The organism is Tsuneonella sp. HG222, from assembly GCF_053819185.1.
Map to the genome: position 1 here is coordinate 839,514 of NZ_JBSOQZ010000001.1, position 15,704 is coordinate 855,217.

General features: G+C 68.6%; 16 protein-coding genes. 5 read left to right on the forward strand and 11 right to left on the reverse strand.

Annotated elements, in window-relative coordinates; translation table 11 throughout:
• Positions 1-35 precede the first annotated feature (35 nt).
• From ACWPMZ_RS04155 to ACWPMZ_RS04170, 4 genes are read right to left on the reverse strand one after another with little or no spacing between them, the layout of a single operon-like run.
• The gene (locus ACWPMZ_RS04155) at positions 36-641 is read right to left on the reverse strand and encodes a phosphatase PAP2 family protein (RefSeq protein ID WP_455702749.1); all 606 of its coding nucleotides are present in this window, start codon (positions 639-641) and stop codon (positions 36-38) included.
• Positions 642-687: 46 nt separating this feature from the next.
• Positions 688-954 (reverse strand): hypothetical protein, encoded by a 267-nt coding sequence (locus ACWPMZ_RS04160; RefSeq protein ID WP_455702750.1) that lies wholly within the window; start codon positions 952-954, stop codon positions 688-690.
• Between the two features lie 8 nt (positions 955-962).
• Positions 963-2,915 carry an acetate--CoA ligase gene (acs, locus tag ACWPMZ_RS04165; RefSeq protein WP_455702751.1) on the reverse strand — a complete coding sequence of 651 codons (1,953 nt, stop codon included), beginning with the start codon at positions 2,913-2,915 and terminating at the stop codon, positions 963-965.
• Positions 2,916-2,955: 40 nt separating this feature from the next.
• A complete protein-coding gene (locus ACWPMZ_RS04170; protein ID WP_455702752.1) occupies positions 2,956-3,366 on the reverse strand; it encodes a MarR family winged helix-turn-helix transcriptional regulator in 411 nt (136 codons plus the stop codon).
• A 92-nt stretch (positions 3,367-3,458) separates the two neighbouring features.
• Between ACWPMZ_RS04170 and ACWPMZ_RS04175 the strand changes: the two genes are divergently transcribed.
• The 3 genes from ACWPMZ_RS04175 (at position 3,459) to ACWPMZ_RS04185 (ending at position 7,564) form a co-directional block, all read left to right on the forward strand.
• A complete protein-coding gene (locus tag ACWPMZ_RS04175) occupies positions 3,459-4,319 on the forward strand; it encodes a p-hydroxycinnamoyl CoA hydratase/lyase (protein ID WP_455702753.1) in 861 nt (286 codons plus the stop codon).
• A 151-nt stretch (positions 4,320-4,470) separates the two neighbouring features.
• A complete protein-coding gene (locus ACWPMZ_RS04180; protein WP_455702754.1) occupies positions 4,471-6,594 on the forward strand; it encodes an acetate--CoA ligase family protein in 2,124 nt (707 codons plus the stop codon).
• Between the two features lie 46 nt (positions 6,595-6,640).
• Positions 6,641-7,564 carry an aldo/keto reductase gene (locus ACWPMZ_RS04185; protein ID WP_455702755.1) on the forward strand — a complete coding sequence of 308 codons (924 nt, stop codon included), beginning with the start codon at positions 6,641-6,643 and terminating at the stop codon, positions 7,562-7,564.
• 13 nt (positions 7,565-7,577) lie between these two features.
• On the opposite strand, the gene ACWPMZ_RS04190 is transcribed toward ACWPMZ_RS04185, so the two are convergent.
• The 7 genes from ACWPMZ_RS04190 to tsaD all read right to left on the reverse strand — a co-directional run bounded on the left by ACWPMZ_RS04190 (position 7,578) and on the right by tsaD (position 14,037).
• A complete protein-coding gene (locus ACWPMZ_RS04190) occupies positions 7,578-8,348 on the reverse strand; it encodes a hypothetical protein (RefSeq protein WP_455702756.1) in 771 nt (256 codons plus the stop codon).
• Between the two features lie 44 nt (positions 8,349-8,392).
• Entirely contained in the window at positions 8,393-9,484 is a 1,092-nt protein-coding gene (locus tag ACWPMZ_RS04195; protein WP_455702757.1) for a serine hydrolase domain-containing protein, read from the reverse strand.
• Positions 9,485-9,524: 40 nt separating this feature from the next.
• Entirely contained in the window at positions 9,525-9,899 is a 375-nt protein-coding gene (locus ACWPMZ_RS04200; protein ID WP_455702758.1) for a response regulator, read from the reverse strand.
• 117 nt (positions 9,900-10,016) lie between these two features.
• Complete coding sequence (locus tag ACWPMZ_RS04205; protein WP_455702759.1) at positions 10,017-10,508, reverse strand: hypothetical protein; 492 nt, start codon at positions 10,506-10,508, stop codon at positions 10,017-10,019.
• A gap of 9 nt (positions 10,509-10,517) precedes the next feature.
• A complete protein-coding gene (locus ACWPMZ_RS04210; RefSeq protein ID WP_455702760.1) occupies positions 10,518-12,017 on the reverse strand; it encodes a lipopolysaccharide biosynthesis protein in 1,500 nt (499 codons plus the stop codon).
• Entirely contained in the window at positions 12,014-13,012 is a 999-nt protein-coding gene (locus tag ACWPMZ_RS04215; RefSeq protein WP_455702761.1) for an NAD(P)H-dependent glycerol-3-phosphate dehydrogenase, read from the reverse strand. Before ACWPMZ_RS04215 ends, ACWPMZ_RS04210 begins: the two co-directional genes overlap by 4 nt.
• Positions 13,009-14,037: a tRNA (adenosine(37)-N6)-threonylcarbamoyltransferase complex transferase subunit TsaD gene (gene tsaD, locus ACWPMZ_RS04220; protein ID WP_455702762.1), complete on the reverse strand. Its 1,029-nt coding sequence runs from the start codon at positions 14,035-14,037 to the stop codon at positions 13,009-13,011. Before tsaD ends, ACWPMZ_RS04215 begins: the two co-directional genes overlap by 4 nt.
• A gap of 46 nt (positions 14,038-14,083) precedes the next feature.
• Here tsaD and hemC point away from each other — a divergent pair, with 46 nt between their 5' ends.
• Together hemC and ACWPMZ_RS04230 are read left to right on the forward strand one after the other, a co-directional pair.
• A complete protein-coding gene (gene hemC, locus ACWPMZ_RS04225) occupies positions 14,084-15,013 on the forward strand; it encodes a hydroxymethylbilane synthase (protein WP_455702763.1) in 930 nt (309 codons plus the stop codon).
• Positions 15,010-15,702, forward strand: coding sequence for a uroporphyrinogen-III synthase (locus ACWPMZ_RS04230; protein ID WP_455702764.1), 693 nt, complete (start codon positions 15,010-15,012; stop codon positions 15,700-15,702). The genes hemC and ACWPMZ_RS04230 overlap by 4 nt, the downstream gene beginning before the upstream one ends.
• The last annotated feature ends 2 nt before the right edge of the window (positions 15,703-15,704 follow it).

The window sequence follows — 15,704 nt, forward strand, 5'->3', positions numbered from 1 at the left end:
CCGGTTGGAGCGCAATCGGCCTGGGGGAGGGCCGGTCAGCCCTCGCGCCTGCGCCGCCAGCCCGCGAAGAGCAGTGCGGCAAGCGCGCCGATGGCAAGGTCGCTGACCTTGCCGATGGCGAGGCCGGCGCCCACGTCGGTCGGGTAGTGCTTGCAGCGGGGAATCTGCGCCAGCGCGACCGCGCCGGCAGCCGCCAGCGCCTTGCCGCGATGTTCGGGATAGACCGCGCCCAGCGCGCTCGCCACGGCCAGCGAGCCGGCGCTGTGACCGGACGGGAAGCTGGTCTTGTCGTGCGAGGTGTGGCGGCCCTTGCTCGGCTTGTGCCCATCCTTCCCGGTGGCGGCGTGGGGCCGATCGCGGTCCACCCGGCGCTTGACGAAATTCTTGGCTACGGTCGCCAGTTCGTGGCTCAGCAGCATGCGCGTGCCCGCCGCGATCATCCGCGGGTCGCGGCGGAAAAGCCCGGCCACCAGGATCCCGCCCGAAAGCAGGCGCAGCTGCGGCTGGTCGCCCGCTTCGCCCAGCACGTCGAACACCTTGCCGCTCGCCCCGCCCCTGTGCCGGAGCGAGGCCTTGCGTGCCTTGTCGTCGGCGTCGAGCAGCTTGCGCTTGGCTTTGGCGGCGGTCTTCGTAGCTGTCATGGCGCACCAACTGCCGTGGTGGCGGAAAGTGCCGCCCGGGCCCGCGTCATTCCTCCGGCGGCGCGCTGCCGGCGAGAAGGTCCATGAGGTTGCGCGCGGCTTCGCGGTCTTCCTCGGCCTTGAAGGCGACGTCCAGATCGGGCGCTTCGCCCAGCATGTAGAGAACGGCCCACAGGGCGAACTTGCGGGCCCGGTCCTTCTCCAGGCCGAAATCGACCCGCAGCCGGTCGACCCCGGCTTCACGCATCGCGGGCGATGCTTGCGCAAGGTCGCTGGTGCCGAAATAGCGGTCGAGGATGTCGTCGAACTGCATGGCGGGCCTCAGGCCGGGCGGTTGGCCAGCAGGTCGTCGACCACGCCGGGGTCGGCGAGCGTGCTGGTGTCGCCCAGGTTGCCGGTGTCGTTCTCGGCGATCTTGCGCAGGATGCGGCGCATGATCTTGCCGCTGCGGGTCTTGGGCAGGGCGGGGGCGAACTGGATCACGTCGGGCGCGGCGATCGGGCCGATCTCCTTGCGCACCCAGCGGACCAGTTCCTGGCGCAGCTCCTCGCTGTCCTCGGTCCCGGCCACCGTGGTGACGTAGGCATAGATGCCCTGGCCCTTGATGTCGTGCGGCATCCCGACGACGGCCGCCTCGGCCACCTTGTCGTGCTCGACCAGCGCGCTCTCGACCTCGGCGGTGCCCATGCGGTGGCCGCTGACGTTGATCACGTCGTCGATCCGCCCGGTGATCCAGTAATAGCCGTCCTCGTCGCGGCGACAGCCGTCGCCGGTGAAATACTTGCCGGGGTACTGGCTGAAGTAGGTCTGGATGAAACGCTCGTGGTCGCCGTAGACGGTGCGCATCTGGCCGGGCCAGCTGTCGAGGATGACGAGCGCGCCCTCCGTTGCGCCCTCGCGGACCGCGCCGCTTTCCGGGTCGACCACCGCGGGCTGGACGCCGAACATGGGGAAGCTGGCGCTGCCGGGCTTGAGCGCGTGGGCGCCGGGCAGGGGGGTGATCATGTGCCCACCGGTCTCGGTCTGCCACCAGGTGTCGACGATTGGGCAGCGCCCGTCGCCCACCACTTTGTGGTACCATTCCCATGCTTCCGGGTTGATCGGTTCGCCGACCGAACCCAGCAATCGCAGCGACTTGCGGCTGGTTCTTGCAACCCATTCGTCGCCTTCGCGCATCAGCGCGCGCAGGGCGGTGGGGGCGGCGTAGAAGGTCGCCACCTGGTACTTGTCGACCACCTGCCAGAAGCGGCTGAAGTCCGGATAGTTGGGCACCCCTTCGAACATCAGCGTCACCGCGCCGTTCATCAGCGGGCCGTAGACGACGTAGCTGTGCCCGGTGACCCAGCCGATGTCGGCAGCGCACCAGTAGACCTCGGCCTCGCCGTTTTCGCGGTGGCGGTAATCGAACGTGTATTCGTGGGTCATCGACACCCAGACTGCGTAGCCGCCGGTCGTGTGCAGCACGCCCTTGGGCTTGCCGGTGCTGCCGCTGGTATAGAGGATGAACAGCGGGTCCTCCGCTCCCATCTCCTCGGGCTCGCACTCGGCGGGCTGGCCGTCGGCGAAGGCGCACCATTCGATGTCGCGCCCTTCGACCAGCGGAACGTCGCTGCCGGTATGGCGCAGCATGACCACGCGGCGGACCGCCACTTTCTCCAGCGCGGCGTCGACATTGGCTTTCAGCGGCACCGTGCGGCCCCCGCGCATCCCTTCGTCGGCAGTCAGGACGATGTCGCTCGCGCAGTCGGCAATCCGCCCGGCCAGCGCGTCGGGGCTGAAACCGGCAAAGACGATCGAATGCACCGCGCCGATCCGCGCGCAGGCGAGCATGGCGACGGCCGCCTCGGGCACCATGGGCAGATAGATCGTCACCCGGTCGCCCTTCTTCACCCCGTCGGCGCGCAGCGCGTTCGCGAAGCGGCACACGGCGGCGTGGAGTTCGCGGTAGGTAATCGTCCGGCCCTGCTGCGCCGGATCGTCGGGTTCCCACAGGATCGCCGTCTGGTCGGCCCGGGCGGGCAGGTGCCGGTCGAGGCAGTTCACGCTGAGATTCAGCGTTCCGTCGGCAAACCAGCGGATGCGGAAGTCGGTCGTGTCGAAACTGACGTCCTTTACGGTGCTGAATTTCGTCATCCAGTCGACCCGCATCGCCTCGCCGCGCCAGAAATTCTCCGGATCCTCGATCGAGGCGCGGTACTTCACCCCGTATTCCTCGGGTCCGATCAGCGCGTTGCGGAAGCTTTCGGGGACGGGGTAGGCGGCGTGCTCGCTCATCGTGGCTCCTCTTCCGCCCGAGCCTAACGGGCCGCGCCTGTCAGCGCCAGAGAGCGTTGAGCGCCGGCAGCAGGTGGTCGCGGTGCTCCTCCGGCACGCGGGCGAGAAGCTCGCCTTCGAACCCCTCCACCACCGCCTTGGCGCCGGCCAGCTTGCGCCGTCCCGCGGCGGTCAGGCTGAGGCCCTGGCTCTTGCCGTCGATCGCCTCGCGCCCGATCAGCCCGGCATCCTCGAGCCGCTTGAGGATCGGCACCATGTTCGCCCGCTGGATATCGAGCGCGCGCCCGATCGCACTGGCCGTCGCGCCCGGGTTCTGCGCCACCAGCATCAGGAGCGAGGCGTCGACCTGGCGCAGGTCGAGAGCGGCCAGGCGCGCGGAGAGTTCCGCCGCGGTGGCGTTGGCGGCCCGGCGCAAGGCATAGCCGGGAAATTGGATCAGCGGATCGTCCATCAGAATTGCTATTGCTCATAACAAAGGCTATCGTTATCGGCAATAGCAATCGAACCACATGTCCGTGATTCGCCAACGAGAGGAATTTCGCCATGGCAATGCCGAGCCAACCCGATCCCCGTCCGCAGGAAGACACCGTCAAGGTCGACATCGTCGACGGCGTCGCCTGGGTTTCTTTCAACCGTCCCGACAAGCGCAACTGCATGAGCCCCAAGCTCAACCGGCAGATGCTCAAGGTGATCGAGGAGCTCGAGTTCAACGACGAGGTCCAGGTCCTCGTCCTGACGGGTGAAGGCAGCGCGTGGTCGGCCGGCATGGACCTGCTCGAATACTTCCGCATGGCGGAGCAGGAAGGCCTCCACGCCATCCGCTCCAACCAGCGCGAAGCCTACTCGTGGTGGGAGCGCCTGCGCTGGTACGAGAAGCCGACCGTGGCGATGATCAACGGCTGGTGCTTCGGCGGCGCTTACGGACCGCTGTTCGCCTGCGACCTGGCCTATTGCTCCGACGACGCGCAGTTCGGCCTGTCCGAGATCAACTGGGCGATCCTTCCCGGTGGCGGCGCGAGCAAGGTCGCGGCCGAGCTGCTGGGTTTCCGCGATGCGATGTACCACGCCATGATGGGCGAGAACCTGACGGGGCGCGAAGCGGCCGCCAAGGGGATGGTCAACGAATCGCTCCCGGCCGACAAGCTCAAGGCGCGGGTGCAGGAAGTGGTCGACGTCCTGAAGAAGAAGGACAGCCAGGCCCTGCGCGCCACCAAGTGGGCCGTGCGCCGCGTGCGCGAGATGACCTACGACAACGCCGAGGATTACCTGATCCGCGCGCAGGAAGCGCTCAACCAGTTCGGCGGCATTGCCGCGCGTAAGGAAGCGACCCGCCAGTTCCTCGACGCCAAGACCTTCAAGCCGGGCCTCGGCGCGTTCGACAAGACGCAGGTCAAGGAAGACTGATAGCGCGCCCTCCCGCTTGCGGGAGGGGTCGGGGGTGGGCCAAAGAACCATTGCGGCCGCAAGGCCCACCCCCGCGGCGACCACGCTTGCCCGCGGCCCGAGAATTACCCCTCTTCCCGCAAGCGGAAGGGCGGGCGATGGAGAGAACCCGATGTCCGATACCCGCCGCTTCACCAACGCCCAGATCGACCGCCTCCTGCGGCCCAAGTCCGTCGCGGTGGTCGGCGCGTCGGATCGCCACGGTGCGCTCGGCGCGACCCTGCTCAACAACCTCGTGCAATACGAGTTCAAGGGCGAGGTCTACCCGGTCAACCCGAAGCGCGACGAGTTGCAGGGCCTCAAGGTCTACAAGGACGTCGGCGAGCTTCCCGACGGCGTCGATTGCGCCGTGCTGGCGATCCCGCGGGCCTTCGTCGTCGACACCGTCAGGCAACTCGCCGCCAAGGATTGCGGCGCGGTGGTGATCTACGCGGCCGGCTTTTCCGAAGCGGGCGAGGAAGGCGCGAAGGACCAGGCCGAACTGGCGCGCATCGCGCAGGAGTATGGTATCGTGATCGAAGGGCCCAACTGCCTGGGCTGCACCAACTACGTCGAGCGTATTCCGCTGACCTTCGTCGAAACCAACATGCGCACCCCGCCCGCGGGCCACCGCGCCGTGGGCATCGCCAGCCAGTCGGGCGCGCTTGCGGCGGTGCTGGCGACGACGCTGCATCCGCGCGGCTGCTACGTCAGCACCTCGGTCTCGACCGGCAACGAAGCGGCCAGCGGGGTCGAGGATTACGTCGAATGGCTGGTCGACGATCCGTCGACCCACGTGATCGCGATGTATGTCGAGAACCTGCGCCGTCCCAAGGCCTTCATCGCCGCCGCCCGCCGCGCGCGCGAGGCTGGAAAGCCGATCGTGATTCTGCACCCGGGCAAGAGCAGCAAGGCGGCCGAAAGCGCCGCCACGCACACCGGCGCCATGGCCGGCGATCACGCCCTGATGAAGGCCAAGCTGACGCGCGAGGGCATCATCTTCGCCGACAGCCTGGAAGAACTGGCTGACATCTCGACCATCGCCGTCACCTGCCCAAGCCTGCCCGGCGCCAACATGGCCGTGCTGGGCGAAAGCGGCGCATTGCGAGGCCTGGCCTTCGATCTTGCAGAGGATGTCGGGCTCGACCTGGTCGATCTCAACGACGCGAACAGCCCCAACATCCGCGCGGTGCTGCCCGATTTCGTGCCGGTGTCCAACCCGACCGACATCACGGCGATCGGCTTGTCCGAGCCAGTCATCTACACCAACCTGCTCAAGGCCCTGCTCGACGATGACCGGATCGGCAGCGTCGTCGCCTCGATCATCCAGTCCGACCCGATCACGTCCAAGATCAAGTTCCCGCCGATCCAGGCCGCCATCGACGGCGGCGACCCGGGCAAGCCGCTGGTCTTCGCCGGGGTGGACGAAGGCGCCAACGTGCCGCGCGAATATATCGAGGACCTGCAGGCCGCGGGCATTCCCTGGTTCCCCAGCACCGAGCGCGCCTATCGCGCGATCGCTCGCCTCGCGGACCTTGCGAAGCGCGACCTGACCAACCGGACGCAGGCGCCGCTGACGATTCAGGGCATGGAGACCGTTGCCGGGGTGGTGCCTGAGTACAAAGCGAAGGCGCTGCTGAAGCCGCTCGGCATCGCCTTTCCCGACAGCGAGTTCGCCGCCGATGCCGAGGCTGCCGTCGCCGCTGCCGAGTCCATCGGCTATCCCGTGGTGATGAAGGCGCAGGCTGCCGCGCTCGGCCACAAGTCCGATGCCGGCGGAGTGATCCTGAACCTCAAGTCCGCCAACGAGGTGCGCGAGGCATTCACGCGGATGTACGCCAATGTCGCGGCATACGATGCGTCGATCGCGCTCGACGGCGTGCTGATCGAGAAGATGGGCAAGATGGGCACCGAGATGATCGTCGGCGCCAAGCACGATCCGCAATGGGGTCCGGTCGTTCTCGCCGGTTTTGGCGGGGTAACCGCGGAAATCCTGAAGGACGTGAAGCTGTTCACCACCGATCTCGGCGTCGAGCAGGTCAGGGACGGGCTCCTCACGCTCAAGCAGGCGCCGATCCTCAAGGGCTGGCGCGGTGCTCGCGCGCTCGACGTCGATGCCCTGGCCGAACTGATCGTCCAGATCGGGCGCGTCATGGAAGGCAATCCGCGCATTCGCGAAATCGACCTCAACCCGGTGATCATTCACCCGGCGGGGGAAGGCGTCGCCGCGCTCGACGCGCTGATGCTGGTCGACTGAGGCCGGGCGGGCGATGGAGCGCGTCCGCCTGGGCCGAACGGAGGCTATGGTCTCCGCCGTCGGCCTCGGCTGCGGCGGTCACAGCCGTCTGGGCATGGCGCACGGCGCCACGACCGACGCGGCGGCCGATCTCGTTCGCCGGGCGATCGACTTGGGCATCGACTTCATCGACACCGCCCGGATTTACGGAACCGAGGAAGCGGTCGGGCGCGGGATCGCCGGGCACGACCGAGTAAAGCTTTTCCTCTCCACGAAGTCCTGGGTCGGCAAGGGTCCGCCAGGGGCGCGGGGGGACCACCTGACGGCCAAGGAATTTGCCGCCAACCTCGACGCTAGCCTGCGCGCCCTGGGCACCGATTACGTCGATCTGTTCCATCTCCACGGCGTCGATCCCGCGCAGCTCGATCATGCGATGGACGTGCTGCTGCCGGAGATCCACCGCCAGCGCGATGCCGGCAAGGTGCGCTTCGTCGGCATCACCGAAGTCTTCCGCACCGACACGCGGCACGAGATGCTGGCGAGGGCGCTTCCCACGGGTGCATTCGACGTGGCGATGGTCGGCTTCAACATGCTGAACCAGAGCGCGCGGCGGTCGGTCTTTCCGCTGACCATCGAGCATGATGTCGGCACGCTGATCATGTTTGCGGTGCGCCGGGCGCTGAACTCGGCGGCCAACGCGGCGCAGGTCGTGGCCGAACTGATCGACCGGGGGGAGATCGACCCGGAGCAGGTCAACCCAGCCGACCCGTTCGATTTCCTGGTCGCCGCTCCTGGCGTCCGGAGCCAGGTGGAGGCGGCCTACCGGTTTTGCCGCCACGAGCCGGGCGCCCACGTGGTCCTTACCGGCACGGGAAACCCCGCGCACCTGGAGGAGAACGTCGCGTCGATCCTCGCACCGCCGCTGCCGCAGCAGGTGCTCGACCGGTTGGATGCGGTCTTCGGCACGATCGTCAGCGCGTCGGGCGAGTAACCCCGCGCGGGGCTCAGTATTCGAACCTGTTGCGCACGAGGCTGTATTCGATCCGGATGCGCACCCATTCCCCGACCTGATACTTGCCGCCGATCATCGGCGGGCGGACGCGGAACTGCCAGGCGGCGGCGAGGACTGCGCGCGCCATGTCGGACCCGGCGGGAAACTCGCCTTCCGCCACGCAATCGTCGACCCGCCAGTCGGCCACGGTGCGGCAGTTAATGATCGCCCAGCCCGGCTGCGCCGTCGACAGGTAGCCCCGCAGCTCGCTGTCGTTCGGGCGGCGGAACCAGGCCGCGGCATAAAGCGGCTGGCCGTTGGGCGCGGTTCCGACGCGCCGGGAATCCGGCTGGCGCGCGGGCACCTGGGGGCCATAGTTGCTCGCGCCCGGCGGTACCGGCTGGATCGGGCGCGGGGCGGTGGCCGGGGCGGGAGTGGTTGGAGACGGCGAGGGCGGGGGCGCGGGCGTCGGCGCGACGGGAATGATCGCGGCCGGGGTTGGGGTCGGCATGGGCGGCGGCGGGGGTGGAGTCAGCGGCGATGGTCGCGGGGCGCTCTCGATCGACGGCTCGGGCATGTCTGGGTCGGGCGGAGTAGGCTCCGAAAAATCGCGCGCGTCGAAGGTCGTGACGTCCTGCACCGGGACCGATGGCGGCTTGATCCCCTGCCCGAGCGTGAGGAGCGCAAGCAGAATAATCAGTTCGAGCAGCAGCGTGACGACCACTGCGGTCACGCGCCGACCGCGCTCGGTCTCGAATGGTTGGGTCAGGCGATCGGGAAGCACGCAGCGCCCATACCCAAGCACGGCAGCCGGCGCGAGGGGTCGGTTCAGGCGGTGAACAAATCGGCGAGCTGGGCGGCGGGGCCGAGGACGTCTCCCGGCAAGGTCATGCAATTGCTGCCAAGCGCGATCGACAAGCCCTCTGCCGGATAGACGACCAGCACCGCTCTCCCTCCCGGTGTCGCCCCGGCATGGTGCCACCGCAGGCGGCCGGAGCTGTCGTGATCGATCCTCCACCCCAGGCCCAGCGGGGGGCTCGCGTCGGTTTTCTCGGTGACCGGGGTGAACAACACCGTGCGCTCTGCGGCAGTCAGGAGGCTGGTCGGCCCTTCGATCAGCGCAGCGCCGAACCGGGCGATGTCCGGCATGCTGGCGAGGTAACCCGCGCCCGCCCAACAGTAGGCCGGATTGATCGGCGGCGCGTTCGTCCATCCTTCGTCTGCCGCTTCTAGGGCGGCATCAGGGAACTGCGCCAGCATCATCTTCCGCTCGCTCGCCGGGACGTAGCCGCGCACCCGCCCCGCAATCAGTTGCGCCGGCCGGTCGGGACAGAGCGTGGGAAGGTCGAACACCCGCACGACTTCGTGATCAATTAGTTCGAGGAAGGGCCGACCGGCTGCGGCCGCCATGACCAGCGAGGCGAGCGAGTAGCCCCACGATGAATAGCTGACCCGCGTGCCCGGTACGGCAACCAGATCGTCGTCGATGAACGCTGTCAGGATATCCTGGTCGGACCACCGAGTACGGTTGAAGATCGGGCCGCCGGGTTGGTCGGGCGCGAGGTCCTTGCCAGTGTAGTGCCGCACGCCGCCGCGATGGGTCAGCAACTGTCTAAGCGTCGTCTGGCGATGGTGTTGCGAAAGGCCAGGCAGATAGTCGGAAATGGGCGCTTGGAGGTCTAGCATTCCGCGCACAGCAAGGCGGGCGGCTGCGGTCGCGGTGATGATCTTGCTTACCGAGCCGATGCGAAACAGATGCCCATCATGCGCCGGGGAGCCGAGTTCCATGTCGGCAATCCCGGACGCGCTGGACCACACTTCGCCGCCCGGCTTCGCCACGGCGACCGCAAAAGCCGGTGCGCCCGAAGACGCAAGCAACGCGTCGGCCCATGATTTGAGGAATGCTTGGTGTGTTGGCACTGCAATACACTATGCAATGCCCGGCGTGCTTACAAGCGAGCTAGTGGGCGGCTTCGCGCGCGGCCTCTCCCAGAACCTCGATCAACTGGCTGGGTGGGCAGGGCTTCGAACAGGCCCACGCATCCGGATAACGAGCCGATATTTCGGGCGGAGAGACATGCCCGGAATGAAAGATGATCGGTACGCCGGCCTGACTCAGCGCGTCGGCCAGCGGATAGACCTCACCATCGGCGGTGTTGATGTCCAGGATCGCGAAGTCCGGCATTGTCCGGTCGATCGCGCAGAAGGCGTTGCGCGTATCCGCATAGGGGCCGTCCACCTCGTAACCAAGGTCGCGGACGGTTTCCGAAAGGTCGAGTGCGACGATGAATTCGTCCTCCACCACCAGGACGGTGGGTCGTTCAACCTGGCTCATGACAGCATTTCCGTTCCTGTAGCACACCCGTGCCGATCAGCGGCATTAACCAACGATAGGCTGGAGATTCGGTTCCAGCGGTCTGGCCGTTGTTTTGCGGACCGGAAGCGCGCGGGGCTAGAGTTTTCCGAACGTCGCCTGGTAACCGGCGAGGTCGGCGTTCGCCAGTAACCTGGCCTGCGCGCGCCAGTCGTCGCGGCGGATGCGGCCGGAAAACCGCCCCAGCGCCGCGTCGATCCGGTCGACATCGGCTTCGGTCCATTCGGCGATCTGGGCGTAAGTCGTCACACCCATCTCGTGCAGCAGCGCTTCGACCTTGGGACCGAGCCCCTTGATGCGCTTGAGATCGTCGCCGCGCTGCGCCGGATCGGCGGCCGCCGCCACGGCCGCGCCGACGCCGGCGAGCCCGTCCGGCGTGGCGGGTGGTAAAGCGGCCGCGGGCGCGGCGTCGATCAGCGCCTGGTTGCGCCGGGCGGGACCGTCTTCGGCAGGCCTTGGTTCGCGGGTGATCGCCGTCTTGCGATTGGCCGCAATGAGCCACCAGGCGACGAGAATCGCCACGACCAGCGCCAGTACCGCGACGATCCAGTTCTCGGTTAGGACTTGCATCGTGCTTTCCTAGCCGTCCTGCCCCGCGTCCGTCGAGGGGTCGGCTTGCTTGCGGAACAGTACGCGGTCCTCCGGCCCGAAGCCGCGTCGCCAGATGATCCAGCCATAGGCCCCAAGGATGGCCGGAACGCCGAACACGAGCTCGGCCCATTCGGGCAGGAGGATCGCCACCTGCCCAACAAGGACGGCCGCGGCGGCTGCCCAGACCAGCGCCCAGCGCCAGTTGTTGATCGGCCGCTGCAGGATGCGCGAGAGCATGACCGCCTTGATCAGCGACGACACGCCCAGCGCGATCATCAACGAGGCAGCGGCGGCGCCGCCCAGCCAGGAGTCGGGCAGGCCTTGTGCCTGGATGATAAGCATGGCGGCGATGGTCAGCCCGGCCTGCAGCGCGATGGTCGCCACGCTGACCGCCAGGTTCCTCATGCGCGCGACGTAGATCAGCGCGGCTTCCGCCACGACGGCGGTTGCAGCGACGACCTCTGCCGCCAGCAGGAAGCCCAGTGCCGCCGTTCCGCCGACGAAATTGGGGCCGACGAGGCCCATGATCGCCTCGCCCGGGATGCCCAGTGCAAGGGCGACGCCGCCCTGCACGGCGGTGATCCAGAAACCCACCTGGCAGACCTGCTTGGCGATCGCGGCGAAGTCCTTCACCTTAAGCGCGCGCGTGATCACCGGGCCGAGGATCGGCTCGAAGCTGGTCTTCAGCTTCTGTGGCAGGCTCGCCACCTGCTGGGCGACGTAATAGATACCGACCGTTGCCGGGGTGGCGAACAGGCCCAGGATGAAGATGTCGAGCCGGCGCGTTCCCCATTCGATGGCGTCGGCCGTCGCCAGCGGCAGCGCTCGCATCGTCAGGCGGCCCATCGCGGCAGGTTTCGGCCGCCAGCCCTTCGGCGCCCCGTAGGTGCGCATGAACGACCACAGGCCGGTCGCCAGCCCGGTGTAGATCGACGCGAGATAAGCCATCGACAGCCCGGATTCCGGGATCAGGAAATAGAACACCCCGGCGCCGATCGACAGCGTCCACGGGAGGACGATCGAGCGGGCCCGCACGCTCGTGGCGATGTCGAAGCGGTAGGCCTGCGCGGCAAGGACGATCTCGGTCAGCGCATATCCGGGGATCGCCAGCACGATGAGGCGGTCGAGTTGGGTGTACTCGCCGCTCGGGAACAGCGGTGCCGGGACGAACCAGAAGAAGACCGCCGCGGCGAGCCCGGCCAGGGTGGCGACGAGCATCCCATCGTACACGACATTGGCCGGATGGGTGTCGGGCTCCTCGGTCAATCGCTGCGCGAGGCCCCGCTTTTCGCCCATCGAGCATACGAGGCCGACGATCTCGACCACTACCAGCGCGGAGGCGTAGCGCCCGAGCGCCGCGGCCCCGTAAAGGCGCCCCGCGATGAACAGGAACGGCAACATCCCCACCAGCCGCAAGAGGAAGCCGACGAAGTTCTGCTGCCCGCCCTTGGCCAGCGCGGCGATGTCGCCGGATTGCTTGTCGTTCAAGCCGCGGGGCCTTCCGAAGTCAGCGGCCGGGCGAGCAGGTCGGACACGACGTCGCGAGCCGAAGCGCCGCCCAGCAGCCGGTGGACGGCGCCGGTAAGGGGCATGACGACGCCGTGGCGCGCGGCCAGTTCGACCAGTACGGGGGCAGTGTGCGCGCCTTCGGCAACAGTGCGCCGGTCGGCCATCAGGGTCTCGACCGAGTGCCCTTCTCCCAGCGCCTTGCCGAGCGAGAAATTCCGGCTCGAGGTGGATGAGCAGGTAAGCACCAGGTCGCCCAACCCGCACAGGCCGGCAAGCGTGTCGCGCTCCGCGCCAAGCGCCTCGCCGAAGCGGAGCATCTCGGCGTAACCGCGAGCGATCAGCGCGGCGCGGGCGTTCTGGCCAAGACCAAGGCCGTCGACCACGCCGCAGGCGATGGCGAGGACGTTCTTGACCGCCCCGCCGATCTCCGCCCCGGTGACGTCGTCGGAGTAATAGGGGCGGAAGCTCGCCCGCGCGACGACCGGGCTAAGCCGATCCCATTGCTCGCGCCCGCCGCCGCAAGCCAGCGTCACCGCCGTCGGCAAGCCGGCGGCGACTTCATGCGCGAAGGTCGGGCCGGACAGGACGGCGACGTCGCTGTGCGGAGCCGCGGCACGGGCGACGTCGTTCATCAGCCGCCCGGTGCCCGCCTCGATCCCCTTGGAGCACAGGACCAGGTCGCGCGGATGACGCGCCATGGTGCCCAGGACCGCGCCCAGGTGCTGCGCCGGCGTCACCACCAGCAGTACTTCGCATCCGGCCATGTCGCCGGTATCGCCCGTCGCTCGGATGCTCTGCGCCAATCTGGCCGAGGGGAGGAACAGCGAGTTGGTATGCGCGGCGTTGATTTCCGCTACCAGTTCGGGCTCGCGCGCCCAGATCAGGACCTCGCGCCCGTCGCTGGCGAGCATCTGGGCGAGGGCCGTGCCCCAGGCACCCGCGCCCAGGACGCCGACGGATCCACCCGGTGTCATGCCTTGACCCCCGCCCCGCGAACCGGCTCCGCGTCGGGATCGAGCGGCCAGCGCGGCCGTGCGACGAAATCGAGCGGATCACTCTGGCCGAGCCGTTCGATCCCGGCCCAAGCGATCATCGCGGCATTGTCCGTGCACAGCGCCGGGGGCGGGGCGACGAAGCGCAGGCCGTGGCCACGCGCGATGCTTTCGAGCGAGGCGCGGATCCGCGCGTTGGCCGCGACGCCGCCGGCGACGACCAAGGCGGTGACCTCGTCCATGCGCGCCAGCGAGCGTCGCAGGCGATCCTCGATGCTCTCGATCGCAGCCTGCTGAAAACTTGCGGCAATGTCGGCGGCGGAATGGATGCCGCTTTGATGCGCGCGCAGGACCGCGCTCTTGAGCCCGGCGAATGAGAAGTTCGGATCCCGGCTGCCCTTGAGCGGGCGCGGCAGAGGCACGGCATGCGGATTGCCGCTCTGCGCCAGCCGCTCGACCGCCGGGCCGCCGGGATAACCCAGGCCGAGGATTTTCGCGGTCTTATCGAACGCTTCGCCAAGAGCATCGTCGATCGTAGTAGCGAGCCGCTGGTATTGCCCGACCCCGGCCACCCGCAGGATCTGGCAGTGGCCGCCCGAAACCAGCAGCAGGGCGTAGGGAAAGGCGAGCGTAGGGTCGGCCAGGCGCGGGCTCAGCGCATGGCCTTCGAGGTGGTTGATCGCGATCAGCGGCCGGTCGCTGGCCATCGCCAGCGCCTTGGCCGTCACCAGCCCGACGATGACCCCGCCGATCAGCCCGGGCCCGGCGGTAGCGGCAATCGCGTCGCACTGCGCGAGCGAAACCCCCGCGTCGGCCAGCGTCGCCTCGATCAGCGGGGCGAGCCGTTCGGCGTGGGCGCGCGCGGCGATTTCCGGGACCACCCCGCCATAGGGGGCATGTTCCGCTTCCTGGCTGGCGATGCGCTGGGCAAGGATGCGCCGCTCGCCGTCGACCAGTGCGGCGGCGGTCTCGTCGCAACTGCTTTCGATGCCGAGGACCAGAGACATGGCGGGTTCCCCTGCCTGCAATCGCGCATTAGGGCAAGCGAACGCGATGGCTCCTTCTCCGCAAATCCGCCTCGGCACCCGGCGTTCTCCCCTTGCGATGGCGCAGGCCGAGGAGACCCGCGCCCGCCTGTGCGCGGCGCATGGGTGGGCCGAAGGCGACGTCGAGCTTGTCCCGGTCGTCGCCAGTGGCGACAGGGTGCAGGACCGGCCGCTGTCGGAGATCGGCGGCAAGGCGCTGTGGACGCGAGAGCTCGACCAGTGGCTAGGCGAGGGGCTGATCGATGCGGCGGTCCATTCGCTGAAGGACGTCGAGACGATCCGGCCGCCGGAACTGGTCATTGCCGCCGTCCTGCCCCGCGCCGACAAGCGGGACGTGCTGCTCGGCGCGGCGACCATTCGCGCTCTACCGCAAGGTGCCCTGGTCGGCACCGGCGCCCCGCGACGGACGGCGCAACTGCTCCATGCCCGGCCGGACTGCAAGGTCGTGTCGCTGCGCGGCAATGTCGCCACCCGCATGGCCAAGCTGGCCGCCGGCGAGGTGCAGGCGACTTTCCTTGCCGCCGCGGGGCTCCAGCGCCTCGGCGAACACGGCGTTGGCCATCCGCTGGAGGCGGAGGACTGGCTGCCGGCGCCGGCCCAGGCAGCCATCGGCATCGAATGCCGCGCCGACGATGCGCGGGCCCGCGATCTGCTCGCCGCCATCGACCATGCTCCGAGCCGGGCCGAGGTCGAGGCCGAACGGGCTCTCCTCGCCGCGCTCGGCGGATCGTGCCACAGCCCGATCGCGGTCCTGTGCGACCTTGCCGACGGGCATCTGCGCATGCGAGCCGCACTCTACAGCCCCGACGGGGCCGAGATCGTGAACGGCCAGGCGACCTTCCCGCTAGGCGACGGCGGAAGTCCGGCACGTCTCGCGGCCGACCTTCTCGCCCGCGCCACGCCCGGGATCGCGGCGCACTTTACCGGCGCACCGTGACCTTGCCGGTCATCGCCATCCGGCCGCAGCCCGGATGTCGCCAGACGGCCGCCGCCGCCGCGGAGCTTGGCCTCGCCGTTGCCTGCCATCCGCTGTTCGCCATCGGCGCCGTTGCGTGGACCATCCCTGAGGGGCCGTTCGACGGTTTGCTCGTCGGCAGCGCCAACGCGATGCGGCATGGCGGAGCCGGGCTCGATCGCCTGACCGGCCTGCCGGTGCACGCGGTAGGAGAGGCGACCGCCGCCGCAGCCCGGGAGCGAGGTTTCGCGACGCCGACGATCGGCAGCGGGGGCCTCCAGGGTGTGCTCGATGCGCTGGCCGGCCAACGCATGCGGCTGCTGCGTCTGGCCGGGGAGGAGCGAGTCCCGCTGGCGCCACCGGCGGGCATCGCGATTACCGAAGTCGTCGTCTACAGGTCCGAAGCCCTCGCCATCGATGGTAACCTGGACGCCATTCTGCGCTCCGGCGCGGTGATACTCCTGCATTCGGCAGCAGCCGCGACGCACTTTGCATCGGAATGCGACCGCCTGACAATCCCTCGCCGGGCGATCGGCCTGGCCACGCTTGGTCCGCGCATCTCTGACGCGGCGGGGCAGGGGTGGGGGGCAGTCGCCACGTCCGCCGAGCCCAGCGATGCCGCACTGTTGGCTTTGGCCCGTAAGTTGTGCCATGACCCGTTCCCGGGGTGAGA

Excerpts from the sequence above, each read along its gene's own strand:
- hemC (WP_455702763.1), top strand. The coding sequence starts at position 14,084 with ATGGCTCCTTCTCCGCAAATCCGCCTCGGCACCCGGCGTTCTCCCCTT.
- ACWPMZ_RS04175 (WP_455702753.1), top strand. The coding sequence starts at position 3,459 with ATGGCAATGCCGAGCCAACCCGATCCCCGTCCGCAGGAAGACACCGTC.
- ACWPMZ_RS04180 (WP_455702754.1), top strand. The coding sequence starts at position 4,471 with ATGTCCGATACCCGCCGCTTCACCAACGCCCAGATCGACCGCCTCCTG.
- ACWPMZ_RS04215 (WP_455702761.1), bottom strand. The coding sequence starts at position 13,012 with ATGACACCGGGTGGATCCGTCGGCGTCCTGGGCGCGGGTGCCTGGGGC.
- acs (WP_455702751.1), bottom strand. The coding sequence starts at position 2,915 with ATGAGCGAGCACGCCGCCTACCCCGTCCCCGAAAGCTTCCGCAACGCG.
- ACWPMZ_RS04170 (WP_455702752.1), bottom strand. The coding sequence starts at position 3,366 with ATGGACGATCCGCTGATCCAATTTCCCGGCTATGCCTTGCGCCGGGCC.
- ACWPMZ_RS04205 (WP_455702759.1), bottom strand. The coding sequence starts at position 10,508 with ATGCAAGTCCTAACCGAGAACTGGATCGTCGCGGTACTGGCGCTGGTC.
- ACWPMZ_RS04185 (WP_455702755.1), top strand. The coding sequence starts at position 6,641 with ATGGTCTCCGCCGTCGGCCTCGGCTGCGGCGGTCACAGCCGTCTGGGC.
- ACWPMZ_RS04155 (WP_455702749.1), bottom strand. The coding sequence starts at position 641 with ATGACAGCTACGAAGACCGCCGCCAAAGCCAAGCGCAAGCTGCTCGAC.
- ACWPMZ_RS04160 (WP_455702750.1), bottom strand. The coding sequence starts at position 954 with ATGCAGTTCGACGACATCCTCGACCGCTATTTCGGCACCAGCGACCTT.
- ACWPMZ_RS04200 (WP_455702758.1), bottom strand. The coding sequence starts at position 9,899 with ATGAGCCAGGTTGAACGACCCACCGTCCTGGTGGTGGAGGACGAATTC.
- tsaD (WP_455702762.1), bottom strand. The coding sequence starts at position 14,037 with ATGTCTCTGGTCCTCGGCATCGAAAGCAGTTGCGACGAGACCGCCGCC.